The sequence below is a fragment of the Actinopolyspora mortivallis genome (assembly GCF_003001495.1).
GTDB lineage: Bacteria > Actinomycetota > Actinomycetes > Mycobacteriales > Pseudonocardiaceae > Actinopolyspora > Actinopolyspora mortivallis_A.
Genome location: NZ_PVSR01000002.1, coordinates 264,080 through 289,531, shown reverse-complemented (window position 1 = coordinate 289,531; position 25,452 = coordinate 264,080). Strand labels below are relative to the sequence as shown.

The 25,452-nt window shown below is 68.3% G+C and carries 23 protein-coding genes, 1 pseudogene and 1 riboswitch; of the genes and pseudogenes, 16 read left to right on the top strand and 8 right to left on the bottom strand.

The annotated features are described in order from the left end of the window. Positions 1 to 223: pseudogene (locus tag CEP50_RS20285) on the bottom strand (ice-binding family protein); the annotation flags it as partial. Positions 224 to 545: 322 nt separating this feature from the next. Here CEP50_RS20285 and CEP50_RS03765 point away from each other — a divergent pair. The 6 genes from CEP50_RS03765 (at position 546) to soxR (ending at position 7,281) form a co-directional block, all read left to right on the top strand. Beyond that, positions 546 to 2,264: a hypothetical protein gene (locus tag CEP50_RS03765; RefSeq protein ID WP_106112499.1), complete on the top strand. Its 1,719-nt coding sequence runs from the start codon at positions 546 to 548 to the stop codon at positions 2,262 to 2,264. A gap of 23 nt (positions 2,265 to 2,287) precedes the next feature. Beyond that, positions 2,288 to 3,097, top strand: coding sequence for an immunity 49 family protein (locus CEP50_RS03760; RefSeq protein ID WP_181188193.1), 810 nt, complete (start codon positions 2,288 to 2,290; stop codon positions 3,095 to 3,097). A gap of 550 nt (positions 3,098 to 3,647) precedes the next feature. After that, positions 3,648 to 3,825, top strand: a riboswitch (cobalamin riboswitch). Positions 3,826 to 3,880: 55 nt separating this feature from the next. After that, the gene (locus CEP50_RS03755) at positions 3,881 to 4,909 is read left to right on the top strand and encodes an ABC transporter substrate-binding protein (protein WP_106112497.1); all 1,029 of its coding nucleotides are present in this window, start codon (positions 3,881 to 3,883) and stop codon (positions 4,907 to 4,909) included. Beyond that, positions 4,906 to 5,949 (top strand): FecCD family ABC transporter permease, encoded by a 1,044-nt coding sequence (locus CEP50_RS03750; protein WP_106112496.1) that lies wholly within the window; start codon positions 4,906 to 4,908, stop codon positions 5,947 to 5,949. Before CEP50_RS03755 ends, CEP50_RS03750 begins: the two co-directional genes overlap by 4 nt. A gap of 13 nt (positions 5,950 to 5,962) precedes the next feature. Further along, positions 5,963 to 6,760, top strand: coding sequence for an ABC transporter ATP-binding protein (locus CEP50_RS03745; RefSeq protein ID WP_106112495.1), 798 nt, complete (start codon positions 5,963 to 5,965; stop codon positions 6,758 to 6,760). Between the two features lie 53 nt (positions 6,761 to 6,813). Next, complete coding sequence (gene soxR / locus CEP50_RS03740) at positions 6,814 to 7,281, top strand: redox-sensitive transcriptional activator SoxR (protein WP_106112532.1); 468 nt, start codon at positions 6,814 to 6,816, stop codon at positions 7,279 to 7,281. A gap of 47 nt (positions 7,282 to 7,328) precedes the next feature. On the opposite strand, the gene CEP50_RS03735 is transcribed toward soxR, so the two are convergent. Continuing rightward, positions 7,329 to 7,913 (bottom strand): NADPH-dependent FMN reductase, encoded by a 585-nt coding sequence (locus tag CEP50_RS03735; RefSeq protein ID WP_106112494.1) that lies wholly within the window; start codon positions 7,911 to 7,913, stop codon positions 7,329 to 7,331. 271 nt (positions 7,914 to 8,184) lie between these two features. On the opposite strand from CEP50_RS03735, the gene yidC reads away from it, so the two are divergent. Both yidC and CEP50_RS03725 read left to right on the top strand, forming a co-directional pair. Then, positions 8,185 to 9,306 (top strand): membrane protein insertase YidC, encoded by a 1,122-nt coding sequence (yidC, locus tag CEP50_RS03730; RefSeq protein WP_106112493.1) that lies wholly within the window; start codon positions 8,185 to 8,187, stop codon positions 9,304 to 9,306. 154 nt (positions 9,307 to 9,460) lie between these two features. Continuing rightward, a complete protein-coding gene (locus CEP50_RS03725; protein WP_106112492.1) occupies positions 9,461 to 10,261 on the top strand; it encodes a Bax inhibitor-1/YccA family protein in 801 nt (266 codons plus the stop codon). A 154-nt stretch (positions 10,262 to 10,415) separates the two neighbouring features. On the opposite strand, the gene CEP50_RS03720 is transcribed toward CEP50_RS03725, so the two are convergent. Together CEP50_RS03720 and CEP50_RS03715 are read right to left on the bottom strand one after the other, a co-directional pair. Further along, positions 10,416 to 11,636, bottom strand: coding sequence for an acetyl-CoA C-acetyltransferase (locus tag CEP50_RS03720; RefSeq protein WP_106112491.1), 1,221 nt, complete (start codon positions 11,634 to 11,636; stop codon positions 10,416 to 10,418). Positions 11,637 to 11,873: 237 nt separating this feature from the next. After that, the gene (locus CEP50_RS03715; protein ID WP_106112490.1) at positions 11,874 to 12,800 is read right to left on the bottom strand and encodes an SGNH/GDSL hydrolase family protein; all 927 of its coding nucleotides are present in this window, start codon (positions 12,798 to 12,800) and stop codon (positions 11,874 to 11,876) included. A 322-nt stretch (positions 12,801 to 13,122) separates the two neighbouring features. Between CEP50_RS03715 and CEP50_RS03710 the strand changes: the two genes are divergently transcribed. The 5 genes from CEP50_RS03710 to CEP50_RS03690 all read left to right on the top strand — a co-directional run bounded on the left by CEP50_RS03710 (position 13,123) and on the right by CEP50_RS03690 (position 19,069). Then, complete coding sequence (locus CEP50_RS03710) at positions 13,123 to 14,490, top strand: cystathionine beta-synthase (protein WP_106112489.1); 1,368 nt, start codon at positions 13,123 to 13,125, stop codon at positions 14,488 to 14,490. Between the two features lie 95 nt (positions 14,491 to 14,585). Further along, positions 14,586 to 15,872 (top strand): RDD family protein, encoded by a 1,287-nt coding sequence (locus CEP50_RS20735; protein ID WP_106112488.1) that lies wholly within the window; start codon positions 14,586 to 14,588, stop codon positions 15,870 to 15,872. A gap of 56 nt (positions 15,873 to 15,928) precedes the next feature. Then, positions 15,929 to 17,107, top strand: a complete 1,179-nt coding sequence (locus CEP50_RS03700) for a hypothetical protein (protein WP_106112487.1) — start codon at positions 15,929 to 15,931, stop codon at positions 17,105 to 17,107. An 84-nt stretch (positions 17,108 to 17,191) separates the two neighbouring features. Beyond that, positions 17,192 to 17,788, top strand: coding sequence for a hypothetical protein (locus CEP50_RS03695; RefSeq protein WP_106112486.1), 597 nt, complete (start codon positions 17,192 to 17,194; stop codon positions 17,786 to 17,788). 141 nt (positions 17,789 to 17,929) lie between these two features. Then, entirely contained in the window at positions 17,930 to 19,069 is a 1,140-nt protein-coding gene (locus tag CEP50_RS03690; protein WP_106112485.1) for a cystathionine gamma-synthase, read from the top strand. A gap of 119 nt (positions 19,070 to 19,188) precedes the next feature. Here the strand turns inward: CEP50_RS03690 and hppD are convergent, their stop codons facing one another. After that, positions 19,189 to 20,394 (bottom strand): 4-hydroxyphenylpyruvate dioxygenase, encoded by a 1,206-nt coding sequence (hppD, locus tag CEP50_RS03685; protein WP_106112484.1) that lies wholly within the window; start codon positions 20,392 to 20,394, stop codon positions 19,189 to 19,191. A 164-nt stretch (positions 20,395 to 20,558) separates the two neighbouring features. Here hppD and CEP50_RS03680 point away from each other — a divergent pair, with 164 nt between their 5' ends. Further along, positions 20,559 to 21,050: an Lrp/AsnC family transcriptional regulator gene (locus tag CEP50_RS03680; RefSeq protein WP_106112483.1), complete on the top strand. Its 492-nt coding sequence runs from the start codon at positions 20,559 to 20,561 to the stop codon at positions 21,048 to 21,050. 225 nt (positions 21,051 to 21,275) lie between these two features. On the opposite strand, the gene greA is transcribed toward CEP50_RS03680, so the two are convergent. Further along, positions 21,276 to 21,764, bottom strand: a complete 489-nt coding sequence (greA, locus tag CEP50_RS03675) for a transcription elongation factor GreA (RefSeq protein ID WP_181188192.1) — start codon at positions 21,762 to 21,764, stop codon at positions 21,276 to 21,278. Between the two features lie 178 nt (positions 21,765 to 21,942). Beyond that, the gene (locus CEP50_RS03670) at positions 21,943 to 22,389 is read right to left on the bottom strand and encodes a DUF4307 domain-containing protein (RefSeq protein WP_106112481.1); all 447 of its coding nucleotides are present in this window, start codon (positions 22,387 to 22,389) and stop codon (positions 21,943 to 21,945) included. 183 nt (positions 22,390 to 22,572) lie between these two features. Here CEP50_RS03670 and mca point away from each other — a divergent pair, with 183 nt between their 5' ends. Together mca and CEP50_RS03660 are read left to right on the top strand one after the other, a co-directional pair. Then, positions 22,573 to 23,457: a mycothiol conjugate amidase Mca gene (gene mca / locus CEP50_RS03665; protein ID WP_106112531.1), complete on the top strand. Its 885-nt coding sequence runs from the start codon at positions 22,573 to 22,575 to the stop codon at positions 23,455 to 23,457. Then, positions 23,454 to 23,831: a hypothetical protein gene (locus CEP50_RS03660; RefSeq protein ID WP_106112480.1), complete on the top strand. Its 378-nt coding sequence runs from the start codon at positions 23,454 to 23,456 to the stop codon at positions 23,829 to 23,831. Before mca ends, CEP50_RS03660 begins: the two co-directional genes overlap by 4 nt. Positions 23,832 to 23,864: 33 nt before the next feature. On the opposite strand, the gene CEP50_RS03655 is transcribed toward CEP50_RS03660, so the two are convergent. Continuing rightward, positions 23,865 to 25,163 carry an AAA family ATPase gene (locus tag CEP50_RS03655; protein WP_106112479.1) on the bottom strand — a complete coding sequence of 433 codons (1,299 nt, stop codon included), beginning with the start codon at positions 25,161 to 25,163 and terminating at the stop codon, positions 23,865 to 23,867. Between the last annotated feature and the right edge of the window lie 289 nt (positions 25,164 to 25,452).

Below are 25,452 nucleotides of genomic sequence, written 5' to 3'. Positions count from 1 at the left end.
CCCCCACGGCCCCCGGCACACCGGCGAGCCCCACGACGACTCCGCGTGCGGACCAGCCTCCGGGCTCACCCCAGGGGCCGGCGGCACCGGGGGGAGCACCGACGAGCGGCGGGCACACCGGGACCGGCGGGACGAGCCCCAGCGGCGGAAGCCGACCTGGTTCCGGAGGCGGCTGGACCGGAACACCCGGCACCCCCGGAGCGGCCGGTCGTCCTCCCTCCACACCGGACTCACCTCGTGGGCCTCGGGACACCGGCGCCCGTCCGGACGGCCGGAGCCCGACGAACACGAGCGCCTCCGGCTCGTTGGGCACGAGTTCCCCCGGTGGCCACGGCCCCGGACGTTCCCAGGGACCCGCGGGACCGGGGCGGACCCCCGCTGCACCCGGCCGGGGACCCGAGGGCGGACCACCCCCACGGCCGGAGTCCGCGGGGCCGAGCAGCCCCCCACGCGGTCCGGGTCGCGGAGCCGGCGGGCACGACACCCTCGGAGGTCCCACCCGGGGAGGGAACCCGAGCGTTCGTCCCGGCACCGACGGGCCGGAGGTGGCACGTCCGCCCGAGACCTCCCGGCCTTCCCCCGAGCGGACGGAGGCTCCTGGGCAGCAGCGCGAGCCCGGTGACGGCGCGCAGCGACCGAACACCGGGCAGGACGGGCCCGAACGGGACCCACAGCGACCGACGGAGTCCCCGACACCGAGGGACGGCGACGGCGCGGACACACCGAGGGACGGGTTCGACCGGCCGGAGCCGGGCACCCCGGAGTACGAGCACAAGATCGACGACGCGGTCGAGCGGCTGCGCGGGAACCGCACCGAGGCCGGAATCTCGGGTCACTCCGACCCGAACACGGCGGATCTCGCGCGCCGTGTGCCCGACGACGGTCGGCACTTCACGCTCGACGCCCACATGGGACCGGACGGACGTGTCCACATCGGCGACCGTGCTTATTCGCCGGAGGAACTGGCCGACGTCTTCCGTCGCCTGCCGGAGTGGGACGGCGAGCGGCCGCTGCGCCTGATCTCCTGTGACTCCTCGGACTTCGCGGCGGAGCTGGCACGTCGACTCGACGTCCCGGTCACCGCACCACGTGGTCTGGCCTGGACCGACAGCAACGGCCGGGTGTTCGCCAGCAGCATCGGTCCCGACGGGCGCCCCACCTGGCCCCCGGACGGTGGTTGGGACACCCACCATCCCGACCGCACCAGTTCCCCGAGCAGTGAGGACGGCTTCCACCCGCCCCGAGACGGCGAGGACCCCGGCGGAAGGCCGGAGGACGCCGAGGCGAGGGGTGAGAACAAGTACTCGCACATAACTCCTCCTCCTGGATACCGGGTTCACAGCGTCAACGAAGAGGGAGTCATTACGTACGCGAGAATCGATGACGACAGTCTCCCCATGTTGAAGGAAAAGCCCAACGGTGAGGTTTTTGAACCGAGCGATTCCTTCGAAAGGAAGTGGGTGCAGGAAAAATATGACCCGATCGACATATCGGATCGGGATAATTTTGAATCGATCGAGCGGCATCTTGATCGGAACGCGCGCCCTTATGTCGAGAATATTCAAACGCCACGGACTTCCGAGAGCGACCCGGAGCCTTTCATCGGGGAGGATGAGTCGATCGGGCTTCGACATCGCTCTAAGATCAACGAACACGCCGAATTTGTGCGAGAAAAGTACCACACTGAGATAGAAAACAATCAGGGGGACAAGTCGAAGGTTTCTGATGAAGTCCGTTCCGAAATGAGTGATTGGGGTACGGCCCGTTCGAAATATGGCGAGCACTTCGGTGAAGCGGTGGCCGAGATTGTTTCGCGGGATTTCATATCGGAAAAGTTTCCTGGTGAGGACATAACTCTCAGGCCGGTGGTCGAGGCTCAGGCGAGCATGACCGGAAACGGGAATGATCGCTTCGATTTGCCGTACGAGTTGATCGATGCGTCCGGGAACAGCAAGGGATTCCTGATGGTGGAAGCGAAATCGCCCGGGGCGGATTTCACATCGCGTTGGCACAGTTCTGGTGAATACAAGGTGCAACAAGGACACCCGGGATACTTCGATACGATCGTCAACTGTATGGAGGATGACGGCCTCGATGATCTCGCGGACCGGATCCGGGCGGCTCGTGCTGAAGGCAATGTACACTACATTGGTGTGCAAGCGAGACTGAGCGAGGAGGACGGTGAGCTGCTCGTAGGGGCTCAAGTCACGGAGTTCGAACTCCCCACGGAAGAACGTGACCGATACAGGAGGGACAATAGTTGATCAGCCGTCATCCGGTGGATCGAGTGAAAGCCGAGAACCGAACCGTTCGGATTTCCGAAAGTATATCCAAGGACCTGGAACGCGCTAAGACGAACCCGATCGGTCTCAACGATGCGTTCGGCCACGCCCGAAAACTACTCGGCTTCCAGTGTGTGGTCGATCCTACGGCGCAGGAACCAGTCACATGGGAGCGGACGATACTCGTCAACCACATAGCCACTGCCGTGTTCCAAGCGGCAAAAAGTACTACAGAAAACTTTGAATGCCGTATTGGTCGGGAAGAGTATACTTTTCCCGCTTCGGGAGCGACTTACTACAGTAGTTGCTCGAATTGGCAGGTGGCTCTTTGGTGTGCCATGATCTGCCATGACAAACAGCGGATCGAGACGCTCGTCGAGATACCGAACTCGGTGTTGATGACGGAAGAAGTCGACGATTACGTGCCTTACTGGATCAACTCCCTCAAGTCGTACTGGACCACAGGGAGATCCGGTCAGTTTCCGAGGTATTTGAACGAAGCGGCACAGCGTGCCGATCCCGATCAGATCTCGCAGTCCCACCCCGATTACGTGAACTTCATTCTCGTTCCGACCATGCGTCTCATGGCCCGACTCGGAAGCGGAAACGTGGACGCTTTCAACGAAGCTCTCGAATCCGCGATAAGTATGCACAAGGAGTTCTGGTCGCACCCTGACAACATGAACAATCCGCTGGGGTTTATCGCACTGGGCCCCCTGGCCGTAGCCGCAGTCGCGCATACTGTCGGTTTTACGATTTCCGTCGAGTCGGATTACCTTCCGAAATATCTGGTCAAGGGCACCTGGATCGACTAAAATTTCTTCGTGTGGGAAGCCTTTTCGTCAACGGTCCGGAACAGTTTGTTGTCGTTTTAGCCACGTTGGGGATCGCCGATGAGGGATGTATTTTTTGTTTGCCGCACAGCGGCGGAAATGTTCCTGTTTAGCGCCGTTCGGTAATTGATTCAAGGGGTGAAATTTCTGAGGGGTGCGAGTTTTTTGGTTGGATTTGTGTCGAGTGTCCCTCGGGGTGAGATTGTTCTTTGGAGGGGCGAACAACAAAGAAGGATGTATTTCTGCTGCGTGAGGTGTGGAGCAGCGCCCTGTTCGCACGACGGTTCGTAGCGGCCCATGGTGGTTTGGGCGATGTGGACGCTGGGAGCGTCAGTCGGTACACCGAGGTGACAAGCTGATCCGAAGTGGCGGGAGACAGCGGCCGTCACAGTGAGTTCGTCCGGCTCCACGTGGTATGTCACCATCTCCGACCTCGCGACGGTGCCCCTTCCGGGATCGCCCGCCCTCTCCCGGGCGATCGTGTGGCTCCGGGCACGTCGTCACTCGACCGGTTCAACAACCGCCGCCGCGCTGTTAGGCTGTCCGCGCCAGTCAACCCGTAACGGGCCAGGGAATCCGGTGGGAATCCGGAGCTGACGCGCAGCGGTGTGAGGGACGGGCGGAGCAACGGCCACTGGGTACGTCCCGGGAAGGCGCTTCTCGCCCGGAGGATCTCGAGCCCGAAAACCTGCTGGCACCCGCCGAGACGGCGGTGGTGAACGCCCGCGAGGCTCCGCGCCCGAGCCTTCCGACGGAGAGGATCTTATGCGAAGACCGTTCCGGTCGCTGTCCCTGTGCTGTCTCACGCTGCTCACGGCCGGTCTGCTGACCGCCTGTGGCGGCGAGTCCTCCACCTCCTCGGCCGAGGACGCCGCCGCCGGATACCCGCGGACCGTCGAGAACTGCGGCAGGGAGATCACCGTCGACTCCCCACCGGAGCGAGTGGTCTCGCTCACCCAGGGAACCACCGAGATCCTGCTGTCCCTGGGGCTGGCCGACCGCATGGTGGGCACGGCCACCTGGACCGATCCGGTGCTGGAACACCTGGAGGAGGCCAACTCCCGAGTTCCGCGTCTCGCCGACCACATCCCCTCCTACGAGAGGGTGCTGGCCGAGCAGCCCGACTTCGTCACCTCCTCCTTCGAGAGCGTCATGCAGCGGGTGTCCTCGCGCGAGAAGTTCGCACGGCTGGGCGTGCCCACCTACATCTCCCCCTCCGACTGCGCCAAGAACAACGAGGGCGACGGCGACGGTGTCCGGGACGAGCCGCTGACCATGGACCTCGTCTACGAGGAGATCCGTCAGCTGGCCGAGATCTTCGACGTGGAACAACGCGGACAGCGGTTGGTGGAGGAGCTGCGCGGCAGGATCGCCGAGGCCACCGAGGGCGTCGACGCCTCCGGCGTGAGCCTGCTGTACTGGTTCGCCAACAAGGAGTCGCCCTACATGGCGGGCTGTTGCGGAGCGCCGGGCGTCATCACCGACCGGGTGGGGGCGCGCAACGTCTTCGACGACACGCACAAGGAGTGGCCCCAGATCAACTGGGAGACGGTGGCGGCCCGCGATCCGGACGTGCTCGTGCTCGGTGACCTCATCCGGGAGCAGCAGACCGCGGAGGAAGCCGCGCAGAAGATCGACTTCCTGGAGTCGAACCCGGTGACCAAGCACATGGAGGCCGTGCGCGAGGGACGCTACGTCCGGCTCAGTGGCGCGGCGATGAATCCGTCGATCCGCACCGTCGACGGGATCGAGAAGGTGACCGCCAAGCTGCGTGAGTTCGGGCTGCTCGAATGAGCGTGTCCCGAACCCGCTCCGGCGGGGTGGGCACCACGTTGCTCTGGGTGTGTGGGCTGGTGCTGCTCACCCTGTCCGTGGCGTTCACCATCACGATCGGGCCCGCCGAGATCGCGGTGGGCAACGTCTGGGCGGTGGTGGGTGAACACCTCGGTCTCGGCGACTCCGGGCTCTCCCTGATCCGAGAGGGGATCATCTGGAACCTGCGGCTGCCGCGCACGGTGCTGGCCGCCGTGTGCGGGGCCGGGCTCGGCCTGTGCGGAGTGGTGATGCAGGCCCTGCTGCGCAACCCGCTGGCCGATCCCTACGTGCTCGGGATCTCCTCCGGGGCCTCCACCGGTGCGGTGGCGGTGGTGGTGCTGGGCGTGGGCAGCGGGGTGGCCACCCTCTCGCTGGGAGCCTTCCTCGGTTCGCTGTGCTCGTTCGTCCTCGTGCTGGTGTTCGGCCACCTGGTGGGCAGCACCCCGGACCGGATGATCCTGGCCGGGGTGGCCGCCATGCAGCTGTTCTCGGCGTTGACCTCCTTCATCGTGATGTCGGCCGCCGACGCGGAGCAGACCCGCAGTGTGCTGTTCTGGTTGCTCGGTTCGCTCGGCGGAACCGGCTGGGAGGAGGTGTGGCCCTGTCTGGGCGTGCTGCTGGTGGTGCTGGCGGTGTGCCTGCTCAAGGCCCCCGCGCTGGACGCGTTCACCTTCGGGCACGACGCGGCCGCCGCGCTGGGGGTGTCGGTGACCAGGACCAGGACGTCGCTGCTGATCGCCACGGCGCTGCTCACGGCGACCCTGGTGAGTGCGGCCGGGGCCATCGGTTTCGTGGGGCTGGTGCTGCCGCACGCGGCCCGGATGCTGGTGGGACCGGGCCACCGCAGGCTGTTGCCGACCACGGTGCTGGTGGGGGCGATCTTCCTGGTGTGGATCGACACCGTCGCCCGCACGATGCTCGATCCGCAGGAGATACCGGTGGGAGTGATGACCTCGTTGATCGGTGTTCCCGCCTTCGCGGTCGTCCTCTACCGCAGCCGCAAGACACGTCGATCCTGACAGGAGCGCCAACGTGGGACTGCGTGCCGAACGGGTCAGCTGGCAGGTGGGCGGTGAGCTCATCGTCGACGGGGTCAGTCTGGAGCCGGCACAGGGCGAGACCGTGGGGTTGCTCGGGCCGAACGGCTCGGGCAAGTCCACCCTGCTGCGCCTGTTGTCCGGGGTCCGCCCCGTCTCGGCCGGGGTGGTCTCCCTCGACGACGTCCCCATCCAGCGGGTGGGGCGCAGGAACGTCGCCCGCCGGATCGGGGTCGTCGAGCAGCAGGCCGACACCGAGGTGGACATGACGGTGTTCGAGGTGGTCGGCCTCGGACGGGTCCCGCACCGGCGCCCCTGGGCGGGGGAGACGGCCGAGGACGAACGCGCGGTGCGTTCCGCGCTGGAGAGCACCGGCCTGGCGGACAAGGCGGGTCGTTGCTGGCACACCCTCTCCGGAGGGGAGCGTCAGCGGGTCCAGATCGCGCGGGCGCTGGCCCAGCAGCCCCGGGAGCTGCTGCTCGACGAGCCGACCAACCATCTGGACATCCGTCACCAGCTGGAGCTGCTGGGGCTGGTGGTCCGGCTTCCGGTCACCAGCGTGCTCGCCCTGCACGACCTGAACCTGGCCGCCATGTTCTGCGACAGGCTGCTGGTGCTGCGGCAGGGGCGCGCCGTGGTGGCGGGAACCCCGGGCGAGGTGCTCACCCCCGACCTGGTCGCCGAGGTCTACGGCGTGCGGGCCGAGGTGACCGCCGACGGCCCCGAGGGACGTCCCTCGGTCCGTTTCCTGCCGGGGGAGCCGGTGGAGCAGGGCACTGCTTCCAGGGGGTGAACGTCCCCGTGGGCTCGTTCGCACCGGGGCCGCGCTGTGGCAGCATCCGCCGCATGGACGATTCCGGCGGGGACGGTGCTTCCCGGCGCGGCGAGCTCACGGTGGGACAGCTGGCCGCCCGGAGCGGGGTGAGTGTGTCCGCGCTGCACTTCTACGAGCGGCAGAACCTGATCACCAGCAGGCGCACCCCGGGAAACCAGCGGAGGTACGCGCGGGACACGCTGCGCAGGGTGGCCATGATCCGGATCGCGCAGCGGGTGGGGATCCCGTTGGCCGAGGTCCGTTCCGTGCTGGCGTTGTTGCCCGAGGAACGCACCCCGACCAGACAGGACTGGGAGCGGATCTCGCAGTGCTGGAGGGACGAGCTGGACGGGCGGATCCACCGGCTGCGTCAGTTGCGGGACGAGTTCACCGACTGCATAGGGTGCGGCTGTCTGTCCCTGGACCGGTGCCGGATGGCGAATCCGGGCGACGAACTCGGTTCAGAGGGGGCCGGGCCGCGCAGGTTGCTCGACTCCTGAGGGGCGGCGGACCCGGCCCCGGATGCGCGGGGCCGGTGTTCGTTCGCTCAGGCGGGGTAGGGGCGTCGTTGCTTGGCCTCGGCGAGTGCCAGCGCCCACCAGTTGAGGTCCTCGAGCATCGTCTTGGCCGCCGTGGCGCTGCCCGCCTCGTCGACCGGCCTGCCGGTCTCGTCGAAGGTCTGGCCCGCACCGTGGAAGCTGACCGTGTCCCGCACGGTCGTCGCGCGCACCTCGGCGAAGACCTGACGCAGGTTCTCCACGGCGTGCAGACCGCCCGCGACGCCTCCGTAGGAGACCAGCCCGACCGGTTTGGCGTACCACTCGCTCTTGTGGTGGTCGATGGCGTTCTTCAGGGCAGCGGGGAAGCTGCGGTTGTACTCGGCGGTGACCACCACGAAGGCGTCGGCGTTGCCGAGTCGCTGCCGCAGCTCGTTGCCGGAGGCCTCGGCGGCGGGAGTCGCCCCGCCGCCCATGTCCAGCGGAAGCTCGAACTCGGCGAGGTCGATCAGGTCGACGTCGAAGTGCCCGGACTTCGCGGCCTCGCCCGCGATCCAGCGTCCGACGGTGGGGCCGAACCTGCCCTGTCGAACGCTTCCGATGATCACGGCGAGGCGCAGCGGATTCGCGGTCATGGTGCTCCTTGTCGGGGTCGCGGGCTCCTGGCCCGGCCGGTGTGTCGTGATCGACACTAGAACCTCAACCAATGTTGAGGTCAACTCCGCGAAGAGAGAAACCTCGTTCTCCTCCCGGCCGGTGTGGTGGTCCCGGGGCGCGTTCGTGCCGCCGCCCGCCCGTCGTGATCGGATGCGGCCGTGGGACCCTGGCAGGCTGAGCCCTGTGGACGGGGGACGGTTGTGCAGGTGAGGCCCGGGAGCGCGCCGGGCGACTACCAGGAGTGAACGAGTGGCGGACTTCTTCGGCTTCATCCTCTACCCGGTGTCGATCATCCTGTGGTTCTGGCACGCGGTCTTCGGCACGCTGTTCGGGAAGGACCAGGGCATCAGCTGGGTGCTCGCCGTCTTCTTCCTGGTGTTCACGCTTCGTGTTCTGCTGCTCAAGCCGGCGCTGAGCCAGATCCGGGCGGGGCGCAAGATGCAGAAGTTCGCCCCGCAGATGCAGAAGATCCGCGAGAAGTACAAGAACGACCGCCAGAAGATGATGCAGGAGATGCAGAAGCTGCAGTCCGAGCAGGGGGTGAACCCCCTCGGCGGCTGCCTTCCGGCACTCGTGCAGATCCCGGTCTTCCTGAGCCTGTTCCACGTGCTGCGGAGCTTCAGCCCCGACTCGGACAGCAACTTCTTCTTCGACAAGGAGGGCGTCCAGTCCTTCATCAACGCCGACATCTTCGGGGCCAAGCTGTCCAACACGATCATCCAGCCCGAGAGCGTGCTGGAACGGTTCGGCACCACCCGGCCGGACATGATCGCGGTCGGCATCCCGCTGATGATCGTCGCCTCGGTGGCCACCTTCTTCACCATGCGGATGTCGCTCAAGCGGCAGTCCGACGCGGCCATGGCCAACCCCCAGAGCGCGATGATGGGCAAGGTCATGATGTACCTCGCCCCGATCGGCGCGCTGATCTCCGGATGGTTCCTGCCGATCGCGGTGCTGTTCTACTGGCTGGCCAACAACGTCTGGACGCTGGGCCAGCAGCACTTCCTCACCAACAAGGTGGACCGGGAGGAACAGCGTCAGAAGGAACGTGAACTCGCGGCGAAGAAGGAGACCCCCCGTCCCAAACCGGGACAGAAGCCGGACCGCTCCGGCAGGGCCGCGTCCGGTTCGGGTGCGGGTGAGGACACCGGCGGGCAGACCGCGAACGGCGCAGAGACCTCCGCGGAACAGGGAGGTCGGTCCGAGTCCTCCGGGGCGAAGTCCGCCCCCGACGGAAAGGCCAACGGCAAGACCTCCGGAGGCGGTGGCAACAAACCCGCCGGAGGTTCCTCCAGGAGGAAACGTCCACAGCAGAAGAAGCGCTCCGGCAAGCAGGTGGCGGGCCAGCGCAGTCAGAAGAAACGCCGTTGACTCCTGTGACGTTCGGCACTTTCGCGTCGATCGGGTGAGACTGTGGGATCCTGTGGTCGAACGAGAGTAAAGTGCTTTTTACGTGAGTCGGGAACCGATCACGGATCCCGATCGTTGTAACGGGTGACGGCGTAGGCACGCCCGGGAGGATGAGTTGCGCACAAGCAGTAATCCCGCGTTCAAGAACCTGCCCAAGGGCGGGTACGCGGACTTCAACTACGGCCAGCCCGCCGGGGGCGCGTTCGGTGGTGCCCAGGCGCCCACAACCCCCAAGCAGGCCGGACGTCCGCTGACCATCGACGATGTCGTGACCAAGACGGCCATCACGCTGGCGATCACGATCGGCACGGCCGCGGCCACCTACATCATCGGCGGTCCGCAGTCCATGGCGCTGGTGCTGCCCGCGGCGATCGTCGGGTTCGTGCTGGCGCTGGTCAACGTCTTCAAGAAGAAGGTCAGCCCCGCGCTGGTCATCGCCTACGCGGCCGTCGAGGGCGTCTTCCTCGGCGGGATCAGCTACATGTTCGCCGCGTTGGTGGGTGGCTCGGGCATCATCATGCAGGCCATCGCCGGCACCATGGGCGTGTTCGCCGCGATGCTGGTGGTCTACAAGACCGGGGCCATCCGGGTGACCCCCAAGCTGACCAAGTGGGTCATCGGAGCTGCGGCGGGCGCCTTCACGCTGATGCTGGTCAACCTCGTCGCCGGTTTCTTCGTCGAGGGCGGCCTCGGCCTCCGCAGCAGCGACGGCGGCCTGCTGGCCATCGGTTTCAGCCTGCTGTGCATCGGCATCGCCGCCTTCGTCTTCCTGCTGGACTTCGACGAGGCCGACCGGGCCATCAAGAGCGGGGTGGACGCCCGGGTCTCCTGGTACATCGCCTTCAGCCTGATGGTGACGCTGATCTGGCTCTACCTGGAGATCCTGCGACTGCTGTCCTACCTGCAGAACGACTGAACGGGGCCCGCCGTGGCCGTCGGGCGGTCGCCCCGGAGGGGTGCCCCGCGACGACCGGCTCCCGGCGGGAACCTCCCGGACGGACGAGAACGGCGCCTGTCGACGTGTGAGACGTCGGCAGGCGCCGTCGTGTGTCACGACTCCGCGTGCGGGCTCAGCCGAGGCGCTCCAGGACCATGGCCATGCCCTGGCCGCCGCCGACGCACATCGTCTCCAGACCGAACCGCTTGTCGTGGAAGCTCAGCGAGTTCAGCAGGGTGGTGGTGATCCGGGCGCCGGTCATCCCGAAGGGATGCCCCACGGCGATGGCTCCACCGTTGACGTTGAGTTTCTCCAGCGGGATCCCCAGTTCCCGATAGGAGGGGATCACCTGCGCGGCGAAGGCCTCGTTGATCTCCACCAGGTCGATGTCGTCGATGCCCATGCCCGCGCGGTGCAGGGCCTGCCGGGAGGCGTCCACGGGCCCGAGTCCCATGATCTCCGGGGACAGCGCCGAGACTCCGGTGGAGACGATGCGTGCCAGCGGGGTGAGCCCGAGCTGTTCAGCCTTGCGGTCGCTCATGATGACCAGGGCGGCGGCACCGTCGTTGAGCGGACAGGCGTTCGCCGCGGTCACCCTGCCGTCCGGGCGGAACACCGGCTTGAGCCCGGCCACCGACTCCTTGGTCACACCGGCGCGCGGGCCGTCGTCGGCGCTGACGACCGTGCCCGAGGGAGTGGTCACCGGGGTGATCTCCCGCTCCCAGAAGCCGTTGGCGATGGCCTTCTCCGCCAGGTTCTGCGAACGCACCCCGAACTCGTCCATCTCCTCCCTGCTGATCCCCTTGGCCCGGGCCAGGTTCTCGGCGGTCTGCCCCATGGGGATGTAGACGTCCGGGAGTTTGTCGAACTCGCGGGGGTCGGTCCAGTGGTCGGCGCCCTGTTCCCCGGTTTCCCTGGTGCGCTGCTGGGCCTCGTCGAACAGCGGGTTGGTGGTCTCCGGCAGGGAGTCGGAGCTGCCCTTCTCGAACCGGGAGACCGTCTCCACGCCGGCGCTGACGAACACGTCACCCTCGCCGGCTCGGATGGCGTGCAGGGCCATCCTGGTGGTCTGCAGGCTGGAGGAGCAGTAGCGGGTGACCGTGGTCCCGGGCAGGTGGTCGTAGCCGAGCAGCACCGCGACCACCCGTGCCATGTTGAATCCCTGTTCCCCGCCAGGAAGCCCGCAGCCGAGCATCAGGTCGTCGATCTCGGCGGGGTCCAGTTCGGGCACCTTGTCCAGTGCGGCCCGCACCATCCGGGCGGTCAGGTCGTCCGGACGCATGTCCACCAGGGAGCCCTTGCCCGCGCGGCCGATGGGGGAACGCGCGGTCGCGACGATGACTGCTTCGGGCATGTGGGGTGACTCCTTCGCGTCGTGTTCGTGCTCTGGTGTGTCGTGTGGGCGAAAGGGTGGGGCCCACCCGGACGCTCGGAGGGCAGAGCGGCCACGGCGAGCACCGTGCGGTTCCCACACACACGGGGATGTGCTCACCCTAGGCGGTGATCCGCCGTTGTCACGGTGACCGCACTCACCCTACCCCCGTTGACCGACCGGATGGTACGCCAGCTCAAAGGTGCTTCGGTGGATCGTTCAGGAATCACCCGATTCCGTGCGCGACCCCCAGCGCAGGTTCAGCCGGGCCACGAGGCGACGGGTCGGACGACGAGCCTCGACCGCCTCCGACCGGCGGGGGGCACTGGGCACCGGCGCTCCCTGCCAGGCCCCGATCGCGTCGCACAGGGTGGGCAGCAACAGTTCGGTGGCCATCTCGTATCCGGCCGCGGAGGGGTGGAACCGATCGGGGCCGAACAGCTCCACCGGACGCGTGAGGAACTCGGGGGAGAGCAGGTCGGCGAGGGGAACGGCGTGTCCTCCGGCGCGCTCCACCGCCCGGCGTTGTTCCCTGGCCAGCAGAAGGCTGTAACGACGCGCCACGGAACGCAGCGGCTGGGGGATGGGGCGGATGGCCCCCAGGTCGGGACACGTGCCCACCACCACGGCCGTGCCCGCCCGCGTCATCTCGGCCACGGCCTCCTCCAGCAGGCGAACACTGGTGCCGATCGGCACCCTGGTGGTGACGTCGTTGACCCCGATCAGCACCAACGCCAGCCGGGGCGGCTCCCGCAGCACCGTCTCCACCTGGCGCGCCAGTTCCCTGCTGGTGGAGCCCACCACCGCGTGGGTGCGCAGCACCACCGGCCGTTCCAGCTCCTCGGCCAGGCCCTCGGCCAGCCGGACCCCGGGCAGTTCCCGGGGGAGTTCGACTCCCAGGCCGGCGGCGGAGGAGTCCCCCAGCACGGCGAAATCCAGCGCGGGCTCCGAGGAGGCGTGCGCCCGCCCCGTCGCGTCGGTGGGCAGGTACGTCCCGTCGGCGTTCGGGGGTTCCGCCGTGGGCAGGCCGATGACACGGCGCGCGTGTCTGGACTGGCCACTGAGCAGGCCGTAGAGAGCTCCGGACAGGCCGCCGACGGAGGCGGCGCCGATGGCGGCCACCCTCAACAGCCGCGCAGCGATCATCGTTGCCTCCCTGCGGTTCGTGCGGAAACCCCGCGAGCCGCTTCCCGGCATGGTCACTCCGCGCGGGTCGTTTCGCACGTGCTCGCGGCCGGGTCGCGGGGAGGGAGATCGTGGTCCCCGCCCGGAACATCGTTCGTTTCCCGCCTCCGGTTAACCCGCCACAGGGGTGTTTCGGCAAGCCGGGAACGAGCACGGTCCGCCCGTCGGGGGCACCCCGGCGCGAGCACGCGCGGGCCTATCGGGAGACTGCCAGGGAAGCAGCCGGTCCGTGTGGGGAACCGGTGACACCCAGCGCGAGGCGCCGAGTCTAGGAGGGACCGCCGTGGACTACGTCGAACACGTGGCCGATCTCGTCGGCAACACACCGTTGGTGAGGCTGAACTCGCTGACGCGGGGGCTGAGTACGCCGGTGCTGGCCAAGGTCGAGTACTTCAACCCGGGTGGCAGCGTCAAGGACCGGATCGCCGAGCGCATGATCGAAGCCGCCGAGGCCTCCGGCGAACTGCCTCCCGGGGGGACGATCGTGGAACCCACCTCGGGCAACACCGGGGTGGGGCTGGCGATGATCGCCCAGCGCAAGGGCTACCACTGTGTCTTCGTCTGCCCGGACAAGGTCAGCGAGGACAAGCGCAACGTCCTGGAGGCCTATGGGGCTGAGGTCGTGGTTTGCCCGACCGCGGTTCCCCCCGAGCACGAGGACTCCTACTACAGTGTGTCGGACCGGTTGGCCGCCCGGGAGGGGCACTGGAAGCCGAACCAGTACAACAACCTCTCCAATCCCGAGTCCCACTACCATTCCACGGGCCCGGAGATCTGGGAGCAGACCGAGGGCAGGGTGACGCACTTCGTCGCCGGTATCGGAACCGGCGGGACGATCTCGGGGGTCGGGCGCTACCTGAAGGAGGTCTCCGAGGGCAGGGTCCGCATCGTCGGGGTGGACCCGGAGGGTTCGGTGTACTCGGGCGGCAAGGGGCGCCCCTATCTGGTCGAGGGGGTGGGCGAGGACTTCTGGCCGACCACCTACGACCGGGAGATCTGTGACGAGATCGTGTCCGTGTCGGACGCGGACTCGTTCCGCACGACCCGGGAGCTGGCCCAGCGGGAGGCGCTGCTGGTCGGCGGCTCGTGCGGTATGGCCGTGCTCGGGGCGCTGCGCGTGGCGGAGCGGGCGAATCCGGACGACGTGATCGTGGTGCTGCTGCCCGACAGCGGGCGCGGATATCTGACCAAAGTGTTCAACGACTCGTGGATGGCCTCCTACGGTTTCCTCTCCCCGGACCACGGCGGCGGCTCCATCGGAGACGTGCTCAGGCGCAAGGACGGGACGCTGCCCGAACTGGTGCACGTCCATCCGAACGAGACGGTCGCCGAGGCGGTGGCCATTCTGCGCGAGTTCAGTGTTTCCCAGATGCCGGTGGTCAACGCCGAGCCCCCGATCATGGCGGCCGAGGTCGCCGGTGCCGTCAACGAGCGGGACCTGCTGGACGAGTTGTTCGCCGGAAGGGCCAATCTCGCCGACCGCGTGGAGACGCACATGTCGTCTCCGCTGCCGACCATCGGTGCGGGCGAGGACATCACCTCGGCCATGAAGGCACTGCGCAACGCGGACGGGGCGATGGTGCTCATGGACGGCAAACCCGCCGGGGTGGTCACCAGGCAGGACGTGCTCGCCTTTATCGCCGGACGGTGAGATTCTGTTACACATTGCCCGTGACGCTTCGCGCGGTCGGTTAGCGTAGGCGTGTACACGCCCAGGTTCGTGCCCAAGGGGATAGGAGAAACCCGATGAGCTCCCCGCAACCACCCGAAGGCCAGCAGCCGGACACCTCCGCGGAACAGCAGTCCGGCTCCAACGCCGAGGAGCCCACTCCCAGTTCGACGCAGATGATCTCCTCGCGCATGGATCCGTACCAGTCGCAGGATCAGGACGCGGGGCAGCGCAACGACCACAGTTCCGGTTCGGACTCCACGCAGGTGGTCGATCCGGCCGAGGCGATGCGGCAGATGGAGCAGGATTCCCGGTCGTCGTCGGGTGGTCAGGAGGGTGGTGGGGCGACCCAGGTCGTTCCGCCGTCGATGCAGCCGCCGCAGCCGATGTACGAGCAGCCCGGTTTGGGCAGTCAGCCTGGTGGGCAGTCCCAGCCGGGCATGTCCGCACAGCCGTGGGCGCAGCCTCAGCCCGGTGCGGTGGGACAGCCGTGGGCGCAGGCCCAGCCCGGGATGCCGCCTCAACCGGGGATGGCGGGGCAGCCGGGTATGGTGGGGCAGCCGGGAACCCCGAGTGGTGGTTTTCCCGCTCCCCCACCGGGACAGCCCGGTGGTTACGGCGCGCCCGCCCCACCACCCGGCCAGGTTCCGGCCGGAGGCCAGGGCGGTGGGGTGGTTCCCGCCGGCCCACCGGTGGAGTGGGGGACCCGGGCGGTGAGCTACCTCGTCGACTATCTGGCCCCGGGTGTCGTCGCGGGGATCCTGTACGGGATCGGGAGCGCGTTCCTCGGCTCCCAACCAGGCGTCAGCGCCGTTTTCTTCGTTCTGGGAGGACTCCTCCCCGGGGCTTTCGTCATCTGGAACAGCGCGTACAAGCAGGGGACCACCGGGCAGTCCCTCGGGCGTCAGGTCGCCAGGACCATGCTGATCAGTGAGCAGACCGGTCGGCCGATCGGTTTCGGCAACGCCTTCCTGCGCCAGCTCTGCCACATCGTCGACGGGGCGCCGCTCTCCATCGGCTTCCTGGCTCCGCTGTGGGAACCGAAGAAGCAGACGTGGGCGGACAAGATCATGAAGACCGTGGTCGTTCCGGCGGCTCCGGCGGGTTCCGGAGCCCCCGGCGTCCCACCGGGTCAGCCTCCGATGCCGGGTCAGCCGGTGCCCGGGCAGCCGATGCCGGGTCAGCCCGGTATGCCCGCCGGACAGCCCCCGGGGTATCCCGTGGCGGGGCAGTCGGGCCAGCCCCTGCCCGGGCATCCCCAGCCGGGCCAGCCGATGCCGGGCCAACAGCCGTTTCCCGGCCAGCCCTACGGCCAACCGCAACCGCCCTACGGTCAACCGGGCGGCTATCCCTATCCGCAGTAAGTCGTAGCAGTCACATCCACGCTCGGCATTCATCCTGAAGGGACAGGAGAAACCCGATGAGTTCCCCCCAGTCGCCCGAGGACCGGCAACCGGACCCCTCGGCAGAACAACAGAAGTCGTCGGAGCAGGGCGCTCAGCAGAGTGACCACAGTTCCGGTTCGGACTCCACGCAGGTGGTCGATCCGGCCGAGGCGATGCGGCAGATGGAGCAGGATTCCCGGTCGTCGTCGGGTGGTCAGGAGGGTGGTGGGGCGACCCAGGTCGTTCCGCCGTCGATGCAGCCGCCGCAGCCGATGTACGAGCAGCCCGGTTTGGGCAGTCAGCCTGGTGGGCAGTCCCAGCCGGGCATGTCCGCACAGCCGTGGGCGCAGGGCCAGCCCGGGATGCCGCCTCAACCGGGTATGGCGGGGCAGCCGGGAACCCCGAGTGGTGGTTTTCCCGCTCCCCCACCGGGACAGCCCGGTGGTTACGGCGCGCCCGCCCCGCCACCCGGCCAGTTTCCGGGCGGTCCGCAGCCGTCCTCTTCCGGCAAGGGGCTGGCACAGGGGGCGGCTTGGACCGGTATAGGGCTCGGGGCGCTGACCGCGATTTTCTCCCTGATGGGCATCTTCCTTTTCTTCCGTGCCCAGGAGCGTATTGCCCAGGTACAGGAAGAGCTATCCCAACTCCCCGGCGAGTACGGGCAGGAGCTGCAAAACGGTGCCCAGTCGTTTCAACAACTGCCGTCGAGCGGTCTGATCGTCACGCTCGGTGTCCTGCAGATCGTCGGCGCGTTGGCGGTGATCCTCGCCGGAATCCTCATCCTGCAGCGCAAGCAGTTTGCTCCGTTCGTCATGCTCGGCGGGTCCGGGGCTCTCGCGCTCGGTGTGGTGATCGGTTGGTTCGTCTACAGGTTCACCGCGAACGGGATAGTCTCCATTCTGCTCGTCGCGGTTCCCGCCGTGCTGGCCATGCTGCCTGCCACCCGGTCCTACCTGAGCGGGACGGCGGTTCCCGCCGCTCCCGGCGGCTATGGTCAGCCTCCGATGCCGGGCCAGCCGATGCCGGGTCAGCCCGGTATGCCCACCGGGCAGCCCCCGGGGTATCCCCTGGCGGGGCAGCAGGGCCAGCCGATGCCGGGCCAGCAGCCGTTTCCCGGCCAGCCTTACGGCCAGCCCTACGGCCAACCGCAGCCGCCCTACGGTCAACCGGGCGGCTACCCGCAGCAACCCGGCCAGCAGCCGCCGCAGTGGTGACGGGTGGCGCGGCCGTTCGTGCTCACGCGGTGACCCGGCCTCGTGACGGCGAAACCCGGTCGGGCAGGAAATCGGGAGGGGAGCGTGCATCCGCCACATCCTTCGGGCGGGCAGTACCAGGCACCGCCCTGGCCCCACCACGGCTCCGGGGCGTACGGGACGGGGCGGCCGGGAAATCCACCGGTCCAGCCGGAACAGGAGCCCAGCGGTGTCACCGCCTGGGCGGCGGCGCTGCTCGGTTGTGTCGTGGCCTTCGGGATTCCGGCGGGACTCACGTTCGGGCTGACCATGGGGTCGCTCTGGTCGGCCCGTGCTCTTGGCGGTCTCCTCCTGGTGGTGGTCACGCTCTCGTTACCCGTCTTGGTGGGAGCGGTCGGGATCCTCTCCCGCAGGCCGTTCGGCAGGTGGGTGCTGACAGCGGGCCTGGTGCTGCCCATGTGCGGCTTCGGCTTCGTGCTGGCGAACGGGGTGCTGCTCTGGTCCCTCTGCGGTTTCGTGCTCTCCGCCGCGACGGTGGTGCTCGCGCTCTCGCCGACCACCGGGGCCTATTTGCGGACGGACGGCGGAACCCACCAGGTGGCCGTCCCCCAGGGAGCTCCGGTTCCTCCCGGTGGCGTTCCGCCGGGATCCGCTCCGGGGTGGGGACAGCCGTCCGGGCCACCGCGCGGCGGGCCACGTTGAGCGGAGACGGGGCGGAAGCGCACCGAGACGTCGAGGCCCTGTGGTGGAACGTGCGGAAACGCTCCTTCCGGGGACACGGGCCTCCGGAAGGAGCGAAAGCGGGTGGCTTCGGAGGAGCCCGCGACGAGTAGAGTTCCCGGCATGACCGACGGTTTCGCGACGCGCGCCATCCACGCAGGACAGCAGCCCGACAGCGCGACGGGGTCGGTGATCCCGCCGATCCACGCGACCTCCACCTACGCCCAGGATGGGGTGGGGAACCAGCGTGCCGGATACGAGTACTCCCGGACGGGGAACCCGACCCGCACGGCGCTGGAGGAGTGCCTGGCCGCCCTGGAGTCCGGCGAGTACGGGCTCGCGTTCTCCTCGGGGATGGCGGCCACCGACGCGTTGCTGCGTTCGTTGGTGCGGCCCGGCGACCACCTGATCATTCCCGACGACGCCTACGGCGGGACGTTCCGGCTGATCGACAAGGTGCTGACCGAGTGGGGAGTGGAGTACACCCCGGCCCCCGTCTCTGATCCCGACGCCATCCGGGCGGCCGTCCGCCCGAACACCAGGGTGCTGTGGGTCGAGACCCCGACCAACCCGCTGTTGAACATCGCCGACCTCGCCGGTCTGGCCCAGCTCGCCGCCGAGACCTCCACCAGGTTGGTCGTGGACAACACCTTCGCCTCGTCGTACCTGCAACAGCCACTGACCCTCGGGGCCGACGTGGTGGTGCACTCGACCACCAAATACATGGGGGGACACTCCGATGTGGTCGGAGGGGCGGTGGTGACCTCCGACGAGCGCATCGCCACCGACGTGGCGTTCCTCCAGAACACCGCGGGAGCGGTTCCCGGCCCCTTCGACGCCTGGCTGACCCTGCGCGGGGTGAAGACGCTGGCGGCCCGGATGGAGCAGCACAGCGCCAACGCGGCCCGGATCGCGGAGGCGCTGCGGGAGCATCCGAAGGTGAGCAGGGTGCTCTACCCCGGCCTGCCCGACCATCCGGGCCACGAGATCGCCGCCGCGCAGATGCGTCGCTTCGGTGGCATCGTCTCGTTCCTCCACGCCGACGGGGAGGAGGCCGCCGTCGACGTGTGCGCGCGTACTCGGCTGTTCACCCTGGCCGAGTCCCTCGGCGGGGTGGAGTCGCTGATCGAGCACCCCGGCAGGATGACCCACGCCAGCGTCGCCGGTTCCCAGCTGCAGGTGCCCTCCGAGCTGGTGCGGGTGTCGGTGGGGATCGAGGACGTCGACGACCTGCTGGAGGACCTGCTCACGGCACTGGGGTGAACGTTCCGGGCGAAGACGTTCCTGAAGGACTCGGACGGGGTCCGGGACCGCCGCCTCCGGTCGACCGGCGGCCCCGGTCGACCGGCGGCCCCGGACACCGGATCCGGGGCGGAGCCGGATCAGAGGTTCCCGCGCAGCGCCTGTTCCCGTTCGATGGCCTCGAAGAGTGCCTTGAAGTTGCCGATCCCGAACCCGAGGGAACCGTGCCTCTCGATGAGTTCGAAGAACATGGTCGGGCGGTCCCCGATGGGCTTGGTGAATATCTGGAGCAGGTAGCCGTCCTCGTCGCGGTCCACGAGGATCCCGTGCTCCTTGAGGGTCTCGATGGGGAAGCGCACCTGCCCGATCCTGGCCCGCAGCTCGGGGTCGTCGTAGTAGGAGTCGGGGACGTCGAGGAACTCGACACCGGCGGCGCGCATCGCCGAGACACTGCTGATGATGTCGTTGGTGGCCAGGGCGATGTGCTGGCAGCCGGCCTGGCCGTAGAACTCCAGGAACTCGTCGATCTGCGACTTCTTCCTGCCCACGGCGGGTTCGTTCAGCGGGAACTTGACCCGGTGGTTGCCGTTGGCCACCACCTTGCTCATCAGCGCCGAGTACTCGGTGGCGATGTCGTCGCCGACGAACTCCGTCATGTTCACGAAGCCCATGACCCGGTTGTAGAAGGCGACCCACTGGTCCATCTCGCCCATGGGCACGTTGCCCACGCAGTGGTCGATCGCCTGGAAGACCCGTTTCGGAGCTCCCTCGGGTTTGCGGTGTCCGCTGGTCTTGGGAACGTATCCGGGGAAGTAGGGGCCCGAGTAGCGCGAGCGGTCGACGAGACTGTGCCTGGTCTCGCCGTAGGTCGCGAGGGCGGCCACCCGCACCGTCCCGTACTCGTCGGAGACGTCGTGCGGTTCCTCCAGGACGGTGGCCCCCTGCGTGCGCGCGTGTTCGACGCAGCGGTCCACATCGGCCACTTCGAGGGACAGGTCGGTCACCCCGTCGCCGTGGGCGCGGTGGTGGTCGGCCAGGGGGCTGTCCGGGTCGACGGCTCCCTTGAGCACGAACCGGGCCGATCCGGACTCCAGCACGTAGGCCCTGTGGTCGCGGACGCCGGTCTCCGGACCCCGGTAGGCGACCAGTCGCATCCCGAGAGCGTTCTGGTAGAAGATCGCGCTCTGCGTGGCGTTGCCCGCGACGAACTCCACCGCGTCCATGGACTTGACGGGGAAGGGGTCCTTGGTCGGGTCGTGCTGGACCAGCCCGACGAGCTGCTTCATCTGCTCGAAGGTCACGTCGTCGCGTTCGGCGGTGGTGCTCGGATTCGTGACGTCGGTCATGACGACCTCCCGGTCCGCGGAGACTTGGTGTCATCTCAGCGTGCGAGCACGAGGCATCCTGTGCAACAGGCGGTTTCACCGCTGTACAAAATGCTCAACTCGTGCTCTGCTTGCCCGGGAGTGACTGTTCATCCTGTATCGCCGACGAGTGCGGGGAGTGTGTCATGTCAGCCACGGCGGGTGAGCAAGCTCTGGACGAGCTGGACGCCAGGCTGCTGCTTCTGCTGTCCGACGAGCCCCGACTGGGGGTGTTGGAGTGCTCGCGAAGGCTGGGGGTGGCGCGTGGGACGGTCCAGGCGCGCATGGACCGCATGACGCGTCGGGGGATACTGCGCGGTTTCCCTCCGGAGCTGGACCTGGCGGCCGTCGGCTACGGGCTGACCGCCTTCGCGGTGTTGGAGATCGCCCAGGGGCGGCGTGCCTCGGTCGCCGAGCAGCTGTCCGCCATCGACGAGGTCTGCGAGGTGCACGCCACCACCGGGCAGGGCGACCTGTTCGTGCGCATGGTGGCGCGCTCCAACGACGACCTACAGCGCGTCATAGACCGCGTGGTGGCCGTGGAGGGGGTGCGCCGCACCTCCACGGCCATAGCGCTGTCCACGCCGGTGCCACCCAGGGTGCGCCCGTTGCTGGAACGCATGGCACAGGGTCGGTGACCCAACCCCGCCGCGCCGCCGTCCGGGGTTCGTTCGGCGAACACCCCGGACGGCCCTGTCGGAAACGCCGCGACGGGACCGGCGACCGCCACGTCGTCCCCTCCGGGGAGGGAACGCGTGCGGACGCGCGCGGAAAGCCGCCCGAACACACGAGTGCCCGTGGTCAACCGCGTTCCTGGGTCGGTCGTACGAAAAAGGAGCCCGGAGCACCGGGCGAGAGCTGCCTCAGCCCTGGAACGGCTCGGCCTTGATCAGGGTCACCTGCATCATGCCGCCGTTGGGCAGCTCGTACTCACGAACATCGCCCTCGCGGGCGTCGAGCAGGGCCTGTCCGAGGGGGGAGTTCGGCGAGTAGACCTCCAGGTCCCCGTGCGCCCCCTCCTCGCGGTTGGCGAGCAGGAACTTCTCCTCCTCGTTCTCGCCCTCGAAACGGACGGTCAGTACCGAGCCGGGGCGTGCCACGCCCGATTCGGTCGGTACGTCACCGACCTTCGCGTTGCGCAGCAGTTCCTGCAGCTGGCGGATGCGTCCCTCCAGCTGTCCCTGCTCCTCACGGGCGGCGTGGTAGCCGCCGTTCTCCTTCAGGTCGCCCTCTTCACGAGCTTCGTTGATCTTCGCGGCGATCGCCGGGCGCTCGGCCACGAGCTCGTCCAGCTCGTTCTTGAGCCGGTCGTAAGCGTCTTGGGTAAGCCAGGTCGCCTGGGTATCGCTCACGGTCACCACTCCTCGTCGACTGCGGCTCCGCGCTCCGCGGGCCGATATCCTCCGCACCCCGAAGAGCTCGGAATGGAAAAACACGGCCCGTGCGGGGCCGTGCTGGTAGCGACAATAACACGAGACGGGGTGGGCTGTGGGTGATTTCGTCAGTCCGACAGGCGCGGGAAGGTCAACTTCACCCGGATGGCCGCCCCCGCGACTCCAAATAGCTCGGGACGTCGTAGGAGCAGCCGAACACCTCACCGGTGACCGGAGGGGCCGAGGTGGTCAGCTCGGTCCGATGGTAGGTGGTGGGCTGACCCGGTGGTATGTAGACCTCGCCACGTCCGACCTCGCGCCCGGAGCGGGCACGGGCGCGCACCACGCACTCCGCCGCCTTGGCCGGATCGTCCCTGCGCACCTCCAGAGTGATCCGCACCGAGTCCTGGCCGACCTCGAAGGAGGAGGCCTTGCCCTCGATCGGGGCGCTGCCGAGGTTCCGGTAGGCGAGCACCGCGACCAGTACTCCCGCCAGCAGCACCAGTACGGCCGACAACCGGGCGGGCCAGCGCCGGTGGTCGCCGCGCCGGGGTCCGTACCTGCCCTCGGGGGCTCTTCTGATCGTTTCGGGGGAATTCGTCACGGCCTCTCGCCTCCCGACGTCCTGACGGATCGCCCGGTGATCCCCGGACCTGCCTCCCGAGGGCTGCGTCGTTCGGGAACAATGGAGGAACACCTGCGGTTGAGTATCCCTGGGGTGTACCGCCCGTACTCGGTGGGGGCGGTACAGGTGTCGACGTCCACCAGACGGAAGGATTCCGGAGCCATGGCGGAGAAGCTTCGCCTGATGACCGTGCACGCTCATCCGGACGACGAGTCCAGCAAGGGGGCGGCCAGCACGGCGCGCTATGTCGCAGAGGGAAACGACGTGATGGTCGTCACCTGCACCGGAGGTGAGGCCGGCAGCATTCTGAACCCGGCCATGGACCGACCGGGGGTGAGCGAGAACATGCCCGAGGTCCGGCGCGAGGAGATGGCCCGCGCGGCCGAGATCCTCGGGGTCCGGCACCGTTGGCTGGGTTTCGTGGACTCGGGACTTCCCGAGGGCGACCCACCGCCGCCGCTGCCGGAAGGGTGCTTCGCCCGGCAGCCGATCGAGGTGCCCACGGCGGAGCTGGTGCGGGTGATGCGGGAGTTCCGCCCGCACGTGGTGGTCACCTACGACGAGAACGGGGGCTATCCGCATCCGGACCACGTGCGGTGCCACGAGATCTCCATGGCCGCCTTCGACGCCTCCGGCGACCCCGACCGCTTCCCGGAGCAGGGGCAGCCGTGGCAGCCGCTGAAGCTGTACTATTGCCACGGTTTCTCCCGCAAGCGTATGCAGCTGTTCCACGACGCCCTGCTGGAGCGGGGACTGGAGTCCCCCTACGGGGAGTGGCTGAGAAAGTGGGACGAGTCACAACGTCCCGATCCGTACGAGCGGGTGACCACGCAGGTGGAGTGCGCGGACTACTTCGAGGTCCGTGACGAGGCGCTGCGGGCCCACGCGACGCAGATCGACCCGAACAGTCGCTGGTTCGCGGTGCCGTTGGACATCCAGCGTGCCGTCTGGCCCACGGAGGACTACGAGCTGGTGCGGTCGCTGGTGGACACGACGTTGCCGGAGGACGACCTGTTCTCCGGAGTGCAGGAGCGAGTGCACGCATGACGGTGTTTGGCTACCCGGCGGTGCTCGCGGGGGAGGTTCCGGTGGTCTCCGTACTGGCCCAGGACTCCGGCCCCGGCGTGCAGAGCGAGGGCACCGGCAAGGCGACTCCGCTGGCGCTGTTCGTGATCCTGCTGTTGTTGATCGCCGTGGTGCTGCTGGGGCGTTCGTTGAGTCGCAGGATCGGCAGCCTGGGGCAGCGTTTCGACGAGGAGCGCGCCGAGCGGGCGGCCCCGAAGCGCGTCCGACGTGCCGAGGCCGCCCGGGCGGCCTTGGCGGAGGCGCCGGGCGCCGGGAGCGAGGGCTCCCCCTCGTCGCAGAGCGCCGGTGGCGACCAGCGGGACGATCCCGGGGGCGGGGTCGAGACGGACCGGTGAGCGGGTGGCCGGCGTGCGCGGTACGCCGTTTCGTCACTCGGTAGGAGCGAGTGCTTCCGAGTGGGGGTGCGTCTGGTAACGCTGCCGTGCCGCCACCGACTCCGTGGTGTACTCCGGGTAGCGCACCGCGCTCAACCAGCCTCCGAAGACGCATCCCGTGTCCAGGCACAGGGTTCGGTTCACCCATTCGAGCGAGGACACGGGAGTGTGTCCGTACAGCACGACGGCCCGCCCCCGGTAGTCCCGCGCCCACGGGTGGCGCACCGGCAGCCCGGCCTCGTCCCTCTCGCCGGTGGGGGCTCCGTACAGCGCGAAGGAGCGCACCCGCCCGGAGTCCCTGCCGTGGTAGTGCTGCGGAAGACCCGCGTGGGCCACGACCAGGTCACCCCCGGCCAGCACGTAGTGGTGGGGCAGACCGGAGCAGAACTCCAGCACGCGGTGTTCGAACTCCTCCCCCCACGAGGAGAGCTCCTCCAGCGTCCGGGCCAACCCGGCCGAGGGACGACCGCGTCCCCGCAGCGCCCTGACCAGCTTGTGCTCGTGGTTTCCCGGGACGGCCAGCGCGTTCCCGGACGCGACCATCCCCATGGCCAGACGGAGTGACCCCGCACTGTCCGGCCCCCGGTCCACCAGGTCCCCGAGCAGCACGACCCGCCGCCCCTCGGGGTGGTCGGCGTCGACGGCTCGTCCGGACCCGTCGTGGTGGAGCCGGTAGCCCAGCCGCCGCAGCAGTTCCTCCCACTCCCGACGGCAACCGTGCACGTCCCCGATCACGTCGAAGGGGCCGTGGTCGTGCGCCCGGTCCACGGCTAGCCCGTGTGGCCGGACCGTCGCGGAGTCCACCTCTCCGGTGCCGCGCAGCACGTGGACCCGGCGGAACCGTTCGTTCTCCACCTTCCCCAGCGCCTTGTGCAGTTCCGCGTGCTGCTGGCGTGTCACCGCCGGATCCGGTTTGTCCCGCCTGCCCGCGTTGCGGGCCACACACTCCTCGGCCGGGACGTCGAGAACCACGGCCGTGGCGGGCAGGTCGTGCTGCTTGGCCAGCCGCAGCAGGCCCTGTCTGTCGTGCTCCCGCACGTTGGTGGCGTCGACCACGGTGAGCCGTTTGTTCCTCAGCCGGACGTCGACGAGGTGATGCAGTACCGCGAACGCGTCACCGGTGGCCCGCTGGTCCGCCGGGTCGTCGGAGACCAGCGCGCGGCAGTGGTCACTGGAGACCACCTGGGTGGGGGCGAAGTTCCGGGCGGCGAAGGTGGACTTGCCCGCCCCGGAGGGGCCGATGAGCACCACCAGGCCGGGGGAGGGCAGGTCGAGGGGCCGGTCGTTCGTCACGACTTCCGCCCCGTGGCGAGGGAACGCCTCCGACCGGGACGGCACCCGCGAGGGCCGTACTCCCGGAACACACTCGGATGCATGGTCACCAGGATGCCCGCCCGCGGGACCGCCACGCACGCGGGATCCGCGCGGACCCCGCGGCTGACCCCGTCACGGACACCCCCGTGGAACGCCCGAGACCGGGATGCCACGATTCCCGACAACAGTCGCGAATCCGATTTTTCGTGTTGGTCCGAATGCTCCTCGGATGTCTCCGTTTCGGATCTCGGAAAAGAAAGAAATCAGC